Source organism: Bacillus sp. LNXM65, assembly GCF_002998575.1.
Lineage (GTDB): Bacteria > Bacillota > Bacilli > Bacillales > Bacillaceae > Bacillus.
On sequence record NZ_PVRB01000004.1, the window covers coordinates 354,436 to 371,710 of the forward strand.

Consider the following 17,275-nt stretch of genomic DNA (forward strand, 5'->3'; position numbering starts at 1 on the left):
AAAAGAGCTTTTTGCGTAACATTATTTAATTTTGGATACCCATTCCGACATTTCATCGAGCTTTTCATTCGGGATCAGCCCGCCTGGCATCCCGTTGCCGCCTTCTTGAATTTTCTTCTTGATGTCTGCCACTTCAAGCTTGTCTCCAACGCCTTTTAATGCAGGACCTGCGCCGCCTTCATAGTTTTCCCCGTGACAGCTCAGACAGTTTTGCTTATACAATTCTTCCGGCGTCGCATTCGCTGTCTCTTCTTGTTTTTGCTCCTCGCCTCCAGAGGCGATTTTGTCTTCATCTTTCAACCCCTTCATTGATAAGAAAAAAGTGAGTCCAATACCTAAAATGGCAATCAATAAGAATGGTATAAGTGGATTCCGTTTCATTTCTTTCATCCTCCCCTTTGTGAAAACCCCTTTGAGACTATGCAAACAATTCTAATTCTACTTTAATTTTACAAAAAGTAAACGAATTATGATACAAAACTTTGGTCAAGTTCACAGATTAGACAAAAATGATGCAAGATGAGAAATGAAGCCTTCAGCACATTTTGATGTATTTTTTATACATCTTTTCTCTAAGAACGTTGCAAATTCATTTGTTATTCAGTAAAATATAATCAGATTGAAAAAAGCGTTTTCATTTTTGATGAAGAAAGAACGGATCTCTTTCAAGATCCGTCCAGTTTCTACTCTAAGAAGTCTTTTAATCGTTTACTTCTGCTTGGGTGTCTTAATTTACGCAGAGCTTTCGCTTCAATTTGGCGGATACGCTCTCTTGTGACGCCGAACACCTTTCCAACCTCTTCTAACGTACGTGTTCTTCCGTCATCTAGTCCGAAGCGTAGTCTCAGTACATTTTCTTCACGGTCCGTTAGCGTGTCTAATACATCTTCAAGCTGCTCTTTTAACAATTCGTATGCAGCATGGTCAGATGGAGATGTCGCCTCTTGGTCTTCAATAAAATCACCAAGATGCGAGTCATCTTCTTCACCAATAGGTGTTTCTAAAGATACAGGCTCTTGCGCAATTTTAAGAATTTCTCTTACCTTTTCTGGAGTTAAATCCATGTCTTCAGCAATTTCCTCTGGCGTTGGTTCTCTGCCTAGGTCTTGCAGAAGCTGTCTTTGAACACGGATCAATTTATTAATGGTTTCCACCATATGAACCGGGATCCTGATTGTTCTGGCCTGATCGGCAATCGCACGCGTGATCGCCTGTCTAATCCACCAGGTTGCATATGTTGAGAATTTGTATCCTTTGCGGTAATCAAACTTCTCAACTGCCTTCATAAGACCCATGTTTCCTTCTTGAATCAAGTCAAGGAACAGCATACCACGACCGACGTAGCGTTTCGCGATGCTGACAACGAGACGAAGGTTTGCTTCCGCTAATCTTCTTTTTGATTCCTCATCGCCTTCTTCGATCTTTTGAGCATACGTAATTTCTTCTTTAGCAGATAACAAATTGACGCGTCCGATTTCTTTTAAATACATACGAACAGGATCATTAATTTTGACACCTGGTGGTACGCTTAAATCATTCAGGTCAAATTCCTCTTCTGCTTTAGCCAGCTGCTGAACATTTGGGTCTTCTGTCTCTTCGTTTTCACTGATGAGCTCTACACCCTGTTCGCCTAAGTATTCATAGTATTCATCCATTTGGTCTGATTCAATTTCAAAGCTAGACATACGCTCTGCAATTTCTTCGTATGTTAAAACGCCCCGTTTTTTACCCGTTTCAGTGAGCTTATCTCTCACCTGTTCAAAGGTTAATTCAGTTTCGGTTTCGTGGGCTTGTTTATCAGCCATTATGGATCCCTCCTTCCAAAGCTTGCAACGAATTCTAAAGTAACTTGCGATTTGCTTTCGCTCTGCTTTTCTCTCTTTATCAAACAGATGAGCAAATAGGAATAAAATAAATAATGATGAAGGCAAGATGCTTGCGGTCTTATGCTCCTCCCGTAAAGGATTCATTGCCAGCCGTAAGTCTTGTCATAAATATTAGACGTATTACTTCAGCGAACGGTTCAACTGAATAATTTCTTTTGCAAGTGTTGCCGCTTTGAAGAAATCTTTTTGCCTCTCCGCTTCTGCACGTTCTAGTTCTTTTTCCTTTATCATTGACAAATTCCGATGATTCAACACTTTTTTTACATAATCACTTAATTCAGCTTCACTTAGTTCGTCTCCAACTTGAATCATGAATATATCCGTCAGAAGCTGATTGATAATATCATCTTCTATACGGTTCATCAGATGCTGCGGCGTTGGTTCTTTGCCTTCTTCATACAAAGCATAAATGTACGTGGCCAGCGCCCTGTGAGAATCTATATTAAATTCAATACCTACTCTGTCAAGTACTTTTCGGATCACGTCATCACTTTTTAACATATGAGCAAGCAGCATTCGCTCTGCATTTTCATATGCTGGCCGCAGACGCTTTCTTCTTACCTGTGTTGACAGATATGCACGCCGTTTTTCAAGCCCGCTTTCTTCCTGTGTGCTTTTGGCTTCTTGCCGCTGCTGTTTTTCAAACAGCTCCAGTTGTTCTTTTAATGAATCAAGTGAGATCGAGAACTCTCCAGCAAGCTGTTTCATGTAAATCTCTTGTTCCAAGGAACCGTTTAACCGGCTAATTTCTCGGAGTACCTGCTTCATATAAGTAAGCCGGTCTCCTTCGTCAGATAAATTCTTTCCCCTACGGAAAAAGTTCATCTTAAAAGTCATTAATGTCACACTTGCATCTATGATGTCATTCCTAAATTTCTCGCCGCCATATTTACGAATGTAATCATCTGGATCAAGTCCATCTGGTATCATGGCAACGCGAACTTTACATCCTCTTTTTCCAAGCAAATCTGATGCTTTCATGGTGGCTTCATAACCGGCCGTGTCAGAGTCATAGCAAAGAATGATCTCTTCTACGTTACGTCTGAGAAGTTTTACGTGCTCTTCTGTTAGAGACGTACCCATCGTTGCAACACTTTCGCCGACACCTGATGTGACAGCCGAAATGACGTCAGCAAATCCTTCGAAAAGAACCGCCCGTTCGCGTTTTCGTATATGCATACGCGCGTCATGAAAGTGATAAAGCAGCTTACTTTTATGAAAAAGTGGCGTTTCAGGACTATTCATATACTTAGGCTGCTGATCACCAAGCGATCTTCCGGAAAAAGCGACGACTGTCCCATGATGATCATGAATGGGAAACATCACACGATCCCTAAAGCGGTCAAAAAAGCCTGTTCCGTTTTCACGTTGAATCAAAAGACCAGCCTTCTCCATCATCACAGGATCAAACCCTCGTTTTTCTAAAAACTTGGTCACGAAATCCCAAGAGTCAAGAGCATATCCGATCTCAAACTTGGCAATTGTTTCATCCGTAAAGCCTCTCGCCCGTAAATAATCGAGTGCGTTTTGACCTTCCTTTGTATTTACCAGCAAATGGTGGTAAAATTTCTTAAGAAGCTCATGCGCTTCAATCATTTTATGATCTGCAGTGTCCTCTTGCTGTGAGGAGCTGACCTGAGCATTTGCTACATGATCAGGCAAATCAATATGGTACTTATCAGCAACATGTGAAACGGCTTCAATAAATGAGTAGCCTTCCATTTGTCTGAGGAACGAAAATACATTACCTCCTGCACCACAGCCAAAACAATGGAAGATTTGCTTATCTGCTGAAACAGAGAATGAAGGAGTATTTTCACCATGGAATGGACAAAGACCGAAGTAATTTCGACCTTGCTTTCTAAGCTGTACGTATTCTCCAATCACTTCGACAATGTCTGCGTTTTTTTGGATTTGCTCCAAAAGTTCATCTGGTATACGTTTGCTCATCCTATAACACTCCGTCGTACATTATTCGCCTTTTAATTCAAAAATCCTTCATGATTCGACAGGATTTTTTGTAGCTGCGCAATAAATCGCTTTTTATCCTCTTCTAAAAGCTTTTTGGGACCTTTTCCATATACACCTTTTCTTCGCTGTTTACTGGAAACATGTCTGCGTTCCAAATCAAAATCAATTGTTTCGTTTGTGTACATCCGTCCTCTTTCAGACAGTACAATGACCTGTCTTGGAAGCAGTAAGGAGGCAAGACCAATGTCTTGGGTGACGACAATATCATGCGCGGCAGTTGAGTTCGCAATGACTAAATCCGCTGCTTCCTTATGTGTATCTACAAACCGCCAATCTTCAAGTGGAGATCTTTTGGTTTGAAAATGCTCATATGAAGCAATGAACGTCACAGGTACTTGAAATTGAGATGCGACAGAAAGGATTTCGTCTTTTACAGGACAAGCATCTGCATCGACATAAATCGTCCTCTCTTGTTTATGTTCATTCAGGTGACTAATTCTCCATCCCTCCACCTTATTCCTGCTTTAGAGAAGCAAAAAGACCATACTTTCCCCCCATATAGCAAACAACAGTAAAACTCATTTTGTCGAAAAGTTATGTTCAGAATCACTTGACTTCTGCCAATATTAGTTTATTCGTTCTTGACTTAACTTAAACCTAAAATCAATCATTTTATCACAATTTTTTATTATAATACAAATGCAGCAAATATGCCATTGTTTTTGTTTACCCGTTTCCCACCATAGGAAAAACCCAGGAGGAGCATCCTGAGTTTATTCGGAACCTCTTTTGGTCAGCATTTGATGAATGACATTTGCCGTTTCCTCAACTGCTTTATTCGATACATCAACGACTTGACAGTTAATGCGGTCCACCACTTTTTCAAAATACTCTAGTTCTTCTTTAATCCGCTCAATGTTCGCATAAATTGCGCGATCATTTAAACCTAGAGATTTCAAACGCTCTTTACGAATATGATTTAGTTTGTCTGGACTGATTTTTAGACCGATGCATTTTTTTGGATCAACTGAAAATAACTCCTCTGGCGGATCTACTTCAGGAACAATTGGAACGTTCGCTACCTTCAGCCGTTTATGCGCCAAGTATTGAGATAGTGGTGTCTTAGATGTGCGTGATACACCGATGAGCACAATATCAGCCTTTAGAATGCCTCTTGGGTCTCTGCCGTCATCATACTTCACTGCGAACTCAATGGCTTCAACCTTTTTAAAATAGTCCTCATCTAATTGACGTACACGCCCCGGCTCATGTTTCGCTTCATTTCCATAAGCAGTCTCCATTTTATCGATGAGTGGTCCGATGATGTCATAATAAACGACTCCGTTTGCTTCTGCCTCTTCAATTAAGAATTGGCGCATTTCTGGCACAACAAGAGTAAAGCAGACGATTCCGTTATCTGCTTTCGCCAGTGAAATGACTTCTTTAATCGTACCGACATCCTCTACATACGGAATTCTTCTAATATTTGAATGGTCTGATGAGCCGCCATCAAATTGGCTAAGTGCCGCTTTGACCACGAGCTCTGCCGTTTCTCCTACTGAATCTGATACCACAAAAATTACGCGATTACTCATAACATCCCCTCGCAGTCTTCTTTAATTAGATTATTTCATTCTCCGATAAGCTAACAAGTATTTTCGTCATGTTTGTTTTCGTAATTCTGCCGACCACTTCAAAGCCTTTATCCGTATCTTTTATAACAGGAAGTGCATCTATCTGCTTTTCAATCAAGTGCTTCGCCACATCCATAATGAAATCTTCCTTGCGGCAAACGGTGATGTTCGGCATTCTTGTCATAATAATATGGACAGGGATAGATGGAAGCTCCTGTTTTCCTATACTTGCGCGAAGGAGGTCTTTCCTTGACAACACGCCTGTTAAAATAGAGTGATCATCCACAACGAATAATGTGCCCACATCCTCTAAAAACATCGTACAAATCGCATCATAAACTGAAACATTCTCATGTATCACCACTGGAATGGATTGAAAATCTTTTACTTGAAGTTTTTTCAGCTTATCTGCTAGAAGCTGCGTGCCTGTTTTTCCTGTGAAAAAGTAGCCGACCCTTGGTCTTGCTTCTAAAAAGCCTGACATCGTTAATATGGCTAAATCCGGTCTGAGGGTCGCCCTAGTTAAGTTCAGCCGATCGGCGATATGCTCTCCAGTGATCGGACCATTCTCTTTGACAATCTGTAAAATCTGCTCTTGCCGTTTATTTAACTCGATTGTACTCACCACCTTTAAATAGAGAGAGCGAATCTTTACTTTATGTATATCATTTTCATAACTCATCATATTATAGCGCATCTTTGTCCGAATGAAACAAAAATCCACTCAAAAACCGTGAATTAAATGAGTAAAAAACGATTGCCCTTCGAAAAAGGCAACCGTTCTTAGGTATTTATTTTACAATTAAATTGTTCATATTCGCAAATGATTGAATGACTTTGGCTAGTTTGACCATTTGCGCCAAACGATTTCGCTTCAGCTTTTCATCATCCGCATGTACCATTGTGTGATCGAAATAATGAACAATCGGTGTTTTTAACGTATCTAGCGCCTCAAGTGCTGCGCTGTATTGCCCTGCTGCTACATGTTCCTTGACAGCTGTCTCTACTTGTTGATACGCCTCATATAGCTTTTGCTCATGCTCATTTTCAAACAGCTCAGGCTGAATCTCTGCATCTTCCCCTTTTTTACTGATTGAAATGACGCGTCCTAATGCTTCTGCCGTTTCTTTGAAGCTTTCTTGTTTCACGCTCTCTTCAAGAACAGCTGCTTTTTTCACGACTGCATAAGGTTCAATATTTTCAACATCCAGCACTGCATCGACAACATCATGACGGATATGCTCTGCTTGGAGGACATATTTTAAACGGTGTGTCAAAAATTCAATCAGAGCAGCTTCATGTTCTGCTTCTACTTGAGCAAGTGCCAAAAGCTCTTTAAATGAAATATTCCAATGACGATCGAGCAGGATTTGAACGATACCGCTCGCTTGTCTTCTCAGTCCATAAGGGTCTTGAGAGCCTGTTGGAATGACATCAATTGAGAAGAAGGAACAAATAGAATCCAGCTTATCTGCTACTGCCACAATCGCACCAATCAAAGTGGAGGGCGCCTCATCACCGGCAAAGCGCGGCATATAGTGCTCGTTGATGCTCTTTGCCACTTCTTCATGTTCGCCAAGTGCTTTTGCATATTTCTCGCCCATGATTCCTTGTAATTCTGGGAATTCATAGACCATTTGAGTCACAAGATCAAACTTCGAAATACTTGCTGCTCTTGCCACTCGTTTTGTCGTTTCGTCATCTGCATCGACATGCGCTGCTAGGCGGGTCGCAATGTCTGTCACTCTCTTTAGCTTGTCGCCAATTGTGCCAAGTTTCTCATGGAATACAACTTTATCAAGCTTCTTAATATTGTCATCAATGACTAGTTTTTCGTCTTCTTTATAGAAGAATGCAGCATCTGATAAACGTGCACGAAGTACTTTTTCGTTCCCTCTTGCGACATTTTCAAGCGCCTCACTGTTTCCATTTCTGACCGTAATAAAGTGCGGCAATAATTCCCCTTGCTCATTTTTCACAGGGAAGTAGCGCTGATGCTCTTTCATTGTGGTCACTAATACTTCTTCCGGCAATGCAAGGAATTCTTCTTCAAAGGAACCAGATAGTACCGTTGGGTATTCTACAAGATCATTGACTTCTTCTAGAAGCTCAGGATCAACAGGAATGACCCAGCCTTTTTCTGAAGATAGAGCATTTAGCTGCTCAGTAATGGATTGTTTTCTTTTATCTGAATCTGCAATGACAAATTGATCGCGCAATGTTTGCTCATAAGAAGCAGGCGAGTCGATGGTGGCTCCCCTACCAAGGAAACGGTGTCCTCTTGTCTCACGGCCGCTTTTCACCCCGGCAATTTCAACAGGTACAATCTCCTCTCCAAATAAACAAACAATCCATTTAATCGGACGGATATAGCGTAAATCTTTGCTTCCCCATCTCATGTTCTTTGGAAAACTTAATGAGGCAGCAATCTCACCTAACGCTGGCAGAAGGTCTTTGACTTGCTTTCCTTCTTGAAACTTTTGAACATGAACGTAGTCCACTCCTTTGATCTCTTTAAAATAGAGATCAGCTGTTGAGGCACCTTGTCCGCGGGCAAAGCCTTCTGCTGCTTTTGTCCAATTGCCTTCAGCATCTTGCGCAATCTTTTTAGCTGGACCTTTTGCTTCTTCTTTGATGTCTTCTTGTTTTTCTGCGACACCTTTCACGAGTACAGCAAGACGTCTTGGTGAGTTGAATAAAGCAACATCTTCAAATGAAATATTTTGCGTTTCAAACCATGCTTTTACTTTCTCACCTAGCTGCTTTGTGCTTTCCGGCATGAAACGAGCCGGCATCTCTTCTAAGCCAATTTCGAGTAATACATCTTGTTTATTCATGAGAAGCCGCCTCCTCTTTTAGCATAGGGAATCCCAATTTTTCTCGTTCTTCATAATATGTTTTGGCTACTTTTCTGGCTAACTGGCGCACTCTTCCGATATAGCCAGTTCGCTCAGTAACAGAAATCGCGCCTTTTGCATCGAGCAGGTTAAACGTATGAGAGCATTTGAGCACATAATCGTATGCTGGGTGAACAAGCCCTTTGTCCATTTGGCTATGCGCTTCCTTCTCATAGGTCGTAAATAACTCAAACAGCATGTCAGTATTAGATGTTTCAAATGTATAAACAGAGTGCTCATATTCAGCCATTAAGAATAAATCTCTGACCGTAAATCCCTCTGTCCATTCAAGATCGAAGACATTTTCTTTGTCCTGAATGTAGGAAGCAAGACGTTCAATACCGTATGTGATTTCAACGGAAACAGGCTTACATTCCAAGCCGCCGACTTGCTGGAAATACGTGAATTGGGTGATTTCCATTCCATCAAGCCATACTTCCCAGCCAAGTCCTGCACAGCCAAGAGATGGGTTTTCCCAGTTGTCTTCGACAAAACGAATATCATGTTTCAGCGGGTCAATACCAAGCGCTTTCAATGATTCAAGATACAGTTCTTGAATATTGTCAGGTGACGGCTTAATGATCACTTGGAATTGATGATGCTGATACAATCTATTTGGGTTTTCTCCATATCTGCCATCAGCTGGGCGTCTTGAAGGCTCAACGTACGCTACCTTCCACGGCTCTGGGCCAATGCTTCGCAGGAACGTGTATGGACTCATCGTTCCGGCACCTTTTTCTGTGTCATACGCCTGCATTAATACGCAGCCTTCATTTGACCAATGCTTTTGCAGCGTCAAAATCATGTCTTGAATATTCAATGATCGCACCTCCATCTTTTCTACACCATCCGCTATGATATGGCGGGTGGGGATGAGAACCCCGCAAAAGAACACAAAAACTCCCGTCTCTATGCTCGCAAGGCTCCTTGCAAACATAGGGACGAGAGTTTTTCCCGCGGTTCCACCCTATTTGCTGGTGTCGTAGCATCCAGCCGCTTTGTTTTACGTTGCTCAAGAATGCCTTTCGTTACGCCTCCATCCTTAGCTCACACCGCCCTAAGGTCGCTTTTAATGAATTCTGCGTAAGTACTTCTTTCTGTCAATGCAACATATTTTATCTTAGATGATCTTACAAAAAGTCATGGGAGATGTCAACTTTTGTTTTCCCCGCCCATGAGCTTTTTCATGGATTCCATCTGATTCATGAATTTTTTTGATTTCAAATAAAGGCCTGAATACTCTTCATAGTAGTGATCGAGCACTTGACGAATTTCTTGTTTCGTCTGCGGTTTCACATCAACCTGACCGAGCCTTGATAAATCAAAATAATGAAATAAACGGAGCAGCCTTGCAGCTGCTGGGGATAAGGGCAGTTTATACGGATCTTTAGAAAAGCAATTTTGGCAAATGAAGCCGTTATCTCTAATAGAGAAATGAAACTGCCCTTCTTTTTGACCACAATGGACACATTGATCAAGTTCAGGCTTCATTCCCATTACTGATAACATTTTGACCTCTACGATAAATAAGATAATATCAGCATCTGTGCCTTCATTCAGATGACGCAGAGATTGAAGCAGGAGCTCAAACAAATAAGGGTTTGGCTTTTTTTCTTCTGTGCCTTTATCGAGTAACTCTGTCATATATGCGGCATATGCGGTCAAAAATAAATCCTCCCGAATGGTTCGCATACTTTCAATCATTTCGCCTTGCTGGAGCGTTCCAAGTCCTGTTGATGATTGGATCAGAAAGGTTCCGTATAAAAACGGCTGGCTTATGGCTGACAGGCGGCTGTTTGATTTTTTTGCACCTCTTGCCATCACGCCAATTTTCCCATGTTCTCTAGTGAGCAGCGTGACAATTTTGTTTGTTTCGCCATAATCTGTTGTTCTAAGGACGATTCCTTCACTTTTAATGAGCATTTGTCTACACTCCGAGCATTGGAGGGGGTCAAGAATTATAAGATTGGAAAATCAAATCGTGCTATCTCTTCTTCAAGTACATCGGGTCTTTCCAGGTTCTCCTTTTCTAACTCTTTGAAAAGCAGATACGTGTCAACGCTTCCTGTTTGTGAAAATACGTTCCATGTAAAATTCAACATAAAAACCCCACCTTTCTTTATTAGAAGCAGCAACGCTACATCCAACATATTAATTTTATCTTGACCAAGCTACCTCCATTTCATGATAAACAATTTTTACTAATCGAACCGCACCATTGTCAAATTTTATGACAACAGCAGCGATTTTTTAATATTCGTCTTCTCTAAATCCGAAGTCACGAAGGTGAGTGGATTTATTACGCCAGTCCTTCTGAACCTTTACCCAAAGCTCCAGATACACTTTTGAACCGAGAAGTGCTTCAATATCTCTGCGCGCTTTTTGTCCCACTTCTTTTAATAAGCTGCCTCGTTTACCAATGACGATCCCTTTTTGTGAATCACGTTCTACGACAATGGTCGCCGCAACATGGATCTTGCCATTTTCATCTGGCTTAATGGATTCGATCGCAACTGCAATACTGTGCGGGATCTCTTCTCTCGTTAAATGCAGCACTTTTTCACGAATTAATTCAGAAATAATAAACCGCTCTGGATGATCTGTTACTTGATCTGCCGGATAAAATTGAGGGCCCTCAGGAAGATAACCTTCAATCTGCTGAAGAAGCGTGTCAATGTTGTTTCCTTCAAGAGCTGAAATTGGCACAATTTCCTTAAATGGATAACGTGTGCGGTATTCATCAATTAAAAGGAACAGCTCATCTGGGTGAATTTGGTCGATTTTATTGACGACTAGGAATACCGGTGTAGATGTTTGCTTGAGTCGTTCAATGATGAATTCATCACCCTTGCCATAGCCTTCCTGTGCATTGATCATAAACAAGATCAGGTCGACTTCCTTCAGTGTATTTGTAGCCACTCTCATCATAAAGTCACCAAGCTTATGCTTAGGTTTATGAATCCCTGGTGTATCGATAAAGATCGTTTGTGACGTGTTTGTTGTCAAGACACCTTGCACTTTGTTTCGTGTCGTTTGGGGCTTATCACTCATGATGGCGATCTTTTGTCCAATCACACGATTAAGAAAGGTTGATTTTCCTACATTTGGTCTTCCAATAATTGATACAAATCCTGATTTGAAGCTTTCGTTAGTCATTTAAATCCTCCGGTGAAAATGCGCCTGGCAATAGTTCGTTTACTGTTGTTTCGTATATATGTCCTTTTAAGTTCGTTAGAATCACTGGCATATCAGGTGCACACAGCTCTGAAATGACCTGTCTGCATGCGCCGCACGGCGAAACAGGCCGGTCTGTATCAGCCACTACCGCTAGCATTTGAAACGATGTGATGCCTTCTGAATAGGCTTTAAAAAGTGCTGTTCTTTCCGCACAATTACACATGCCATATGCTGCATTTTCAATGTTGCAGCCGCCATACACTTTTCCATCATTCGACAATAATGCTGCACCGACTTTGAATTTTGAATAGGGTACATATGCAAAATCTCTTGCTTTAACTGCTTCTGAAATCAACTCTTGTTTGTTCATTCCTAGTTCCCACTTTCAGAAGAAATGGACCCACTGTCACATTTATATTTTACATAATTCACGTGACATTTTCACGCCCATTTCTAAAAATGTTAATAAATAGTAATATTGTTCTATTGCATGATCTTCGGTAAGAAGATGATCATCCCAATCATAACCGAAATCGCGGCGTAAACGCAAACAGCGCCTGCTGCAGCGTCCTTCGCTCTCTCTGCAAGAAGGTGCTTATCTTCTGTCATCAGGTCCACTGTATGTTCAATGGCTGTATTGACAAGTTCAAGCGCAAACATCCCCCCGCATAAAAGCAAAACGATCATCCATTCGTATGGTTCAATGTGAAACCAAAAGCCGCAGATCACCACGATGATGGCTGCGACTGTGTGAAATCGAAAATTCCGTTCATTCAAGAAAGTTCGCCATATTCCTCTAAATGCATAATAAAAACTCCGAAAAAAACGGGCAAGCGGCCTTCTTTTCTTACGAAGATCTTGAAAGGCCATAATCATCCAAGATCTTTGTCTGTTTGGCGAACATTTCTTTTTCATCTTCTTCTGTCATATGATCAAACCCGAGCAAATGAAGGAACCCATGAATGGTGAGGAATCCAAGCTCTCTCATAAAGGAATGTCCATATTCCTCTGCCTGCTCTTTCGTACGGTCCACACTAATGATGATGTCGCCGAGTACAGGCGGAATATCATCAGCACCAATGATTTCAATTTCCCCTTCTCCTTCTTCCTCAAGTGCAAAGGAGATGACATCCGTTGGTGCGTCTTTCCCGCGGTATTCTTTATTGATTTGATGAATCTCTTCATTCGAGACGATCGTCACTGATACCTCCGCTTGATCTTTGACCTCAAGGGCATCTGCAGCGAACTGAAGAAGCTTTTCCACTTCTTCAAGCTGCTCTTTTGATACTTGTCCTGTTTCATCTATTAAATCGATTAACAATGTCATTTACTTCACCTTCTGCTTCGGGGCATCTGGATATTCAATCCGAGAATGAAAAATCCCCTTTAATGTTGTACAAATCGTTTGACCAATAATATTTAATTCTTTAAATGTCAGATCACATTCACTAAATTGCCCATCCTGCATTTTATCTGAAATAATGCCTTTGACGAGCTTTTCGATTCGCTCTGGATTTGGATTATGCATCGATCGTACTGCCGCTTCAACGCTGTCCGCTACAGAAATAATTGCCGCTTCTTTTGATTGCGGTTTTGGACCAGGATAACGGAATTCTTCCTCTGTCACCTGATCATCACGCTCTTTTGCCTTATAGTAAAAGAACTTTAACAGTGACTTCCCGTGATGCTGTTCTGCAATATCGACAAGCTCTTCAGGAAACTTCTTTTCTCTCAGCATATCAGCTCCATCTGTCGTATGGGCAATAATGATATTTTTACTTAGCTGAGGAGAAAGCTTGTCATGCGGATTATCAATATTCATTTGGTTTTCGATAAAGTATTGCGGTCTTTTCGTTTTCCCAATGTCATGATAATAAGCGCCAACCCTTGCTAAAAGACCGTTTGCGCCGACTGCTTCACATGCAGCATCCGCTAAATTTGCCACCATGACACTATGATGATATGTACCTGGTGTCTCTGTTAAAATCTTTTTGAGCAGCGGATGATTTGGGTTTGATAATTCAATCAGCTTCATTGTTGAAAGGATGCCGAACATACTCTCAAACACAGGCATTAACCCAATGACCAAAATAGATGATGCAAACCCTGACACAAACGCCATCATGAGGTTCACACCGATTTCAAGCCCTGATGGTGAGGAGTTTTGGATCAGCGTAATGGATAGAACCACAAGGACATTCATTAAAGCGACCCAAAGCCCTGCCTGCAATATTTTTGAACGTGCATTATGCTTTCTCAAAAATAAAATGCCCGCCATCCCGTTCACAAGGTAATAAGCACAGATCACATAGTTAAAGACGCCGGTTACTCCTTGATTAAACATCATACTGCCGCAAAGAGCAAATACAAGGCCAGAGAAGATCGCTAGCCGCTCATTGATAAGCAGCTTGATCAGCATCGTGCCAAGTGCCACTGGTACCACATAACCTATCGTCGTATACTTCGTTTCCTGGAAGAGACTGAATACTTCCATGATGACTAAAATAATGGTGAAAATAAGCGAGTAGAGCAGCAACGACTTATTCTTATGAACAAGCGATTTTTTCCTCGTTTCAAGTGAATGAATAATCGCTGCTAAAAACAGACCAATCAATATCATAAGACCGCTTACAGGCTTAATCAAATTGGAGCTGTTTAAGAGGCCTGTCAGTTCTAATTTACGATACACTTCCCGGTCGATAAGTTCTCCTTCTTCGACTAAAATTTGCCCTTGCTTAATCTGAACCGGCTGAATATTATCAGCGGCTTCTTGTCTTTTCTTCTCTGTAGCCACTGGATCAAATACATAGTTTGGAATGATCGCAAATTCACCAATTTCTTTTGCTGCATTTAAGTATTTTGATGGAATTGAATTATTTTCAAGCTCTGTTTTCACTTGTTTTTTCTCATCTTGTAATTTCGCTGCTGTGATTTCTTTACTCATCAGTGAATTCACCACTGTGATGATGGAATCCTTAGTAAAAGAGAGATTTTCGTCACTTGCCTGAAGCAGTGCTTTGATGGATTGGTCTGAAACAGCCTCCTGCATATCTGATGTGAGTTTTTCTTTGACACGCTTGACCATTTCTTTATCTGATGGCGGATTCTCTTTTTCATCAGCTGCTTTCTTCTCTTCTTTAATGGCTTCAAAAAGGGAGGAGATGAGGTCAACACGATTGTCAGAATACGCTTTTTTGAGTGTATATTGATCCTCTACTTGATCTGTTGCTTCTTGCTTCTTTTCTTCTGTCGCTTCTTGATCATCGACGGTTGATGGAGAATAGATGGTCTGTTCGCTCACTGAAAATAAATCTAAGTCGAGCGATTCAGGCTTTACATGGAAGAAGAGCACCACGAATAGAATGGCTGCTAAACCTGCGTATAGCAAAACATTTAAATAACGTGAGCGCTCCATTTTCTGAGGTTCTTTTTTAGACAGTAGTCTTTTGCGCTGACTGTCTTTCTGATTCTTTCTCAAGGAAAGTACCTCCTTTTTTACTTTAAACCACGATCGAAACAAAATGACCCGATGAAGACGATCGGGTCACTAAGTTCATTTTTGCTTTTCGTATGCTCCGATGATCTTCGCCACAAGCGGGTGTCTGACCACATCTGTCTGGTCTAACTCAATAAATGAAATGCCCTTGATCTCTGCAAGCATGTCCTTTGCAGCTGCAAGACCAGACTGCATGCCTTTCGGCAGATCAATCTGTGTAATATCTCCTGTAATGACCATTTTAGAGCCAAACCCAAGTCTCGTCAAAAACATTTTCATTTGGGCAGGCGTTGTATTCTGCGCTTCATCTAAAATAACAAATGCATCATCGAGTGTCCGCCCTCTCATGTAGGCAAGAGGCGCTATTTCAATCACGCCGCGCTCGATTAAACGTTCCGTATGATCACTGCCAAGCACATCATGCAAGGCATCATATAGTGGTCTTAAATAAGGATCTACTTTTTCCTTTAGATCACCTGGTAAAAAGCCAAGACTCTCTCCTGCTTCAACAGCTGGTCTTGTCAGGATAATCCGTTTCACATGTCCATTTTTCAGTGCATGTACCGCGTTGACGACTGCCAAATACGTCTTCCCTGTTCCAGCTGGTCCAATTCCAAAGACCAGGTCATCTTTTTTCATCGCCGCAGCATATTCCCGCTGGCCAATGGTTTTTACCCTGATTGACTTCCCTTTAGCATTTTTCGTAATTTCATCTTCATACATATTTTCAAAATAATTGAGCTTGTCTTTTTGCGCCATTTTAATGGCATAGACGACATCCCGTTCAGAAATCTCAATTCCTTTTCGGATGAGATGTAAGAGAGATGTAATCAGACGGCTCGCTGTTTCTCTTGATGCTTCCTGACCAGAAACATACACTTTTTCTCCGCGCGTAATAATGGAGACATTCAGCTCGTTTTCCATCAGTTTCAGATAAGCATCTTGATTTCCAAATAAAGCAATCGCTTCGTTTGGGCTATCTAATTTTTGTTGAATTTCAAGTAAATGTTCTGTCATTCTCTAGTCTCCCTGAACAATAGGTGTTGGTTGAACAATATCTTCTATTACTTGGTAAAGGATGATTAACTTAACTTTACCATTCCCTGTTGTCTCGTGCAAAACTTTTTCACTTTTCACCTCTCCTGTTTGACCTAGCTTCTCTTCTAATTCTTTTTTACCCATTTTAATCCCTGCTTGAACCGCTTCTTTATTTGTGTATGTCCGATTTATTTTTTCACTTTCGCGTGTCATTTCTTTTTCATAGGAAAATGGGAGCTGGAAGTTTAAGAAATGTAGTGGGTGAACTTCTGTTTCTGTTTTTGGCTGCTTAAAATCATCCTTTTTAAAGGAAATGCCCCAAAATGGCATTGAACCTCCAAATGCGGAGAGCTTGTGCTTTGTCTTCATTTTACCCGTAAAGACATCAAAAGATGTTCGAAGAGGGACAGAAACTTCAGAACGGTACCACGTTTCACCATAAATTTTCGCTCTAGCACCCACCGTTTTTTGCTGGTCTTCGCTGCCGATGAGGCCAGAGACGAGCATCTGCCCTTTCTTCACATGTTCGTCAACCGCGGCAAGCGGCTCCCCTTTTTCCACATACATTCTCGTGATGACAGCCTTCTTCTTGGCAACGATGTGCTGAGGACTCGTATATTTCTCTTCTTCCGGCTCATTTTTTTCCACAACTTTCATTTGAAATGTTGTACCGTTTAGTTCAACGCCGACCCATGTAATGCTTTGAATATTGGCGGTCAGTGATTTTTGAATTTTCTCAGGTGTTCCCATTAGAAACTGAAAACGGCCTTTTTGCACTCCAATCTCGTCTAAATGCTTTCTCATCTGATGTTCAGTTTCTGGATTGGCTCCTTTAATATCAATTTTCCACACCATGTTTGAAAGCGCCAATATCGTCGCTAGAAAACACACAATCCCAAGGGTAAACCCAATATTCTTCCTTGACCATAGGAGAAGAAACGGAAATCCCTTCTTTTGATGAAATGAACATGTCACTTCATGATGTCTTTGTACTTTTCTGAAGGCATGTACATCTGATAAGCGAATAAATAAGCGCACGCTGTCTTGACGGCGGCTCACTTGAAACATTGTGATCCCCTGTCTCGTGCACTCATTGATGAGCCGCTCAATGCCGTTTCCCTTGATCTCCACTTCCACTCTACCAATAAAATAGGCGAACCATTTATTCTTCACACT

The 17,275-nt window shown here is 41.3% G+C and carries 17 protein-coding genes; all 17 read right to left on the minus strand.

All coding sequences use genetic code 11. The annotated features are described in order from the left end of the window. Positions 1–21: 21 nt before the first annotated feature. The gene (cccA, locus tag C6Y03_RS10420; RefSeq protein ID WP_003217503.1) at positions 22–381 is read right to left on the minus strand and encodes a cytochrome c550; all 360 of its coding nucleotides are present in this window, start codon (positions 379–381) and stop codon (positions 22–24) included. A 302-nt stretch (positions 382–683) separates the two neighbouring features. Beyond that, entirely contained in the window at positions 684–1,805 is a 1,122-nt protein-coding gene (gene rpoD, locus C6Y03_RS10425) for an RNA polymerase sigma factor RpoD (protein ID WP_008342392.1), read from the minus strand. Positions 1,806–2,006: 201 nt separating this feature from the next. After that, positions 2,007–3,836 carry a DNA primase gene (gene dnaG, locus C6Y03_RS10430; protein ID WP_106039265.1) on the minus strand — a complete coding sequence of 610 codons (1,830 nt, stop codon included), beginning with the start codon at positions 3,834–3,836 and terminating at the stop codon, positions 2,007–2,009. A gap of 32 nt (positions 3,837–3,868) precedes the next feature. Continuing rightward, positions 3,869–4,369: a YaiI/YqxD family protein gene (locus C6Y03_RS10435; RefSeq protein WP_106039266.1), complete on the minus strand. Its 501-nt coding sequence runs from the start codon at positions 4,367–4,369 to the stop codon at positions 3,869–3,871. Between the two features lie 261 nt (positions 4,370–4,630). Then, positions 4,631–5,452 (minus strand): pyruvate, water dikinase regulatory protein, encoded by an 822-nt coding sequence (locus C6Y03_RS10440; protein ID WP_008342399.1) that lies wholly within the window; start codon positions 5,450–5,452, stop codon positions 4,631–4,633. A gap of 25 nt (positions 5,453–5,477) precedes the next feature. After that, positions 5,478–6,116, minus strand: coding sequence for a transcriptional regulator CcpN (gene ccpN / locus C6Y03_RS10445; protein ID WP_024423017.1), 639 nt, complete (start codon positions 6,114–6,116; stop codon positions 5,478–5,480). A gap of 166 nt (positions 6,117–6,282) precedes the next feature. Continuing rightward, positions 6,283–8,328, minus strand: a complete 2,046-nt coding sequence (gene glyS, locus C6Y03_RS10450) for a glycine--tRNA ligase subunit beta (protein WP_106039267.1) — start codon at positions 8,326–8,328, stop codon at positions 6,283–6,285. After that, positions 8,321–9,208, minus strand: coding sequence for a glycine--tRNA ligase subunit alpha (gene glyQ, locus C6Y03_RS10455; RefSeq protein WP_106039268.1), 888 nt, complete (start codon positions 9,206–9,208; stop codon positions 8,321–8,323). The genes glyS and glyQ overlap by 8 nt, the downstream gene beginning before the upstream one ends. 332 nt (positions 9,209–9,540) lie before the next feature. Beyond that, complete coding sequence (gene recO, locus C6Y03_RS10460; protein WP_034661344.1) at positions 9,541–10,311, minus strand: DNA repair protein RecO; 771 nt, start codon at positions 10,309–10,311, stop codon at positions 9,541–9,543. Positions 10,312–10,346: 35 nt separating this feature from the next. Beyond that, positions 10,347–10,490 (minus strand): YqzL family protein, encoded by a 144-nt coding sequence (locus tag C6Y03_RS10465; protein ID WP_003217288.1) that lies wholly within the window; start codon positions 10,488–10,490, stop codon positions 10,347–10,349. 148 nt (positions 10,491–10,638) lie between these two features. Then, complete coding sequence (gene era, locus C6Y03_RS10470) at positions 10,639–11,544, minus strand: GTPase Era (protein WP_060596663.1); 906 nt, start codon at positions 11,542–11,544, stop codon at positions 10,639–10,641. Beyond that, positions 11,537–11,935, minus strand: a complete 399-nt coding sequence (locus C6Y03_RS10475) for a cytidine deaminase (RefSeq protein ID WP_034661347.1) — start codon at positions 11,933–11,935, stop codon at positions 11,537–11,539. The genes era and C6Y03_RS10475 overlap by 8 nt, the downstream gene beginning before the upstream one ends. A 113-nt stretch (positions 11,936–12,048) precedes the next feature. Further along, on the minus strand, positions 12,049–12,435 hold the full coding sequence (locus C6Y03_RS10480; protein ID WP_106039269.1) for a diacylglycerol kinase family protein: 387 nt from the start codon (positions 12,433–12,435) through the stop codon (positions 12,049–12,051). Further along, on the minus strand, positions 12,413–12,892 hold the full coding sequence (gene ybeY, locus C6Y03_RS10485; protein ID WP_012010615.1) for an rRNA maturation RNase YbeY: 480 nt from the start codon (positions 12,890–12,892) through the stop codon (positions 12,413–12,415). The genes C6Y03_RS10480 and ybeY overlap by 23 nt, the downstream gene beginning before the upstream one ends. Further along, entirely contained in the window at positions 12,893–15,004 is a 2,112-nt protein-coding gene (locus tag C6Y03_RS10490; RefSeq protein ID WP_374955736.1) for an HD family phosphohydrolase, read from the minus strand. 114 nt (positions 15,005–15,118) lie between these two features. Then, complete coding sequence (locus C6Y03_RS10495; RefSeq protein ID WP_060596660.1) at positions 15,119–16,078, minus strand: PhoH family protein; 960 nt, start codon at positions 16,076–16,078, stop codon at positions 15,119–15,121. 3 nt (positions 16,079–16,081) lie between these two features. Then, on the minus strand, positions 16,082–17,272 hold the full coding sequence (gene yqfD, locus C6Y03_RS10500; RefSeq protein WP_106030980.1) for a sporulation protein YqfD: 1,191 nt from the start codon (positions 17,270–17,272) through the stop codon (positions 16,082–16,084). Positions 17,273–17,275 lie beyond the last annotated feature (3 nt).

Bases quoted from the DNA above. Each gene is read 5' to 3' on its own strand.
- C6Y03_RS10475 (WP_034661347.1), bottom strand. From the start codon at position 11,935: ATGAACAAACAAGAGTTGATTTCAGAAGCAGTTAAAGCAAGAGATTTT.
- ybeY (WP_012010615.1), bottom strand. From the start codon at position 12,892: ATGACATTGTTAATCGATTTAATAGATGAAACAGGACAAGTATCAAAA.
- C6Y03_RS10440 (WP_008342399.1), bottom strand. From the start codon at position 5,452: ATGAGTAATCGCGTAATTTTTGTGGTATCAGATTCAGTAGGAGAAACG.
- recO (WP_034661344.1), bottom strand. From the start codon at position 10,311: ATGCTCATTAAAAGTGAAGGAATCGTCCTTAGAACAACAGATTATGGC.
- cccA (WP_003217503.1), bottom strand. From the start codon at position 381: ATGAAACGGAATCCACTTATACCATTCTTATTGATTGCCATTTTAGGT.
- dnaG (WP_106039265.1), bottom strand. From the start codon at position 3,836: ATGAGCAAACGTATACCAGATGAACTTTTGGAGCAAATCCAAAAAAAC.
- C6Y03_RS10480 (WP_106039269.1), bottom strand. From the start codon at position 12,435: ATGGCCTTTCAAGATCTTCGTAAGAAAAGAAGGCCGCTTGCCCGTTTT.
- C6Y03_RS10495 (WP_060596660.1), bottom strand. From the start codon at position 16,078: ATGACAGAACATTTACTTGAAATTCAACAAAAATTAGATAGCCCAAAC.
- C6Y03_RS10465 (WP_003217288.1), bottom strand. From the start codon at position 10,490: ATGTTGAATTTTACATGGAACGTATTTTCACAAACAGGAAGCGTTGAC.
- era (WP_060596663.1), bottom strand. From the start codon at position 11,544: ATGACTAACGAAAGCTTCAAATCAGGATTTGTATCAATTATTGGAAGA.
- glyS (WP_106039267.1), bottom strand. From the start codon at position 8,328: ATGAATAAACAAGATGTATTACTCGAAATTGGCTTAGAAGAGATGCCG.
- rpoD (WP_008342392.1), bottom strand. From the start codon at position 1,805: ATGGCTGATAAACAAGCCCACGAAACCGAAACTGAATTAACCTTTGAA.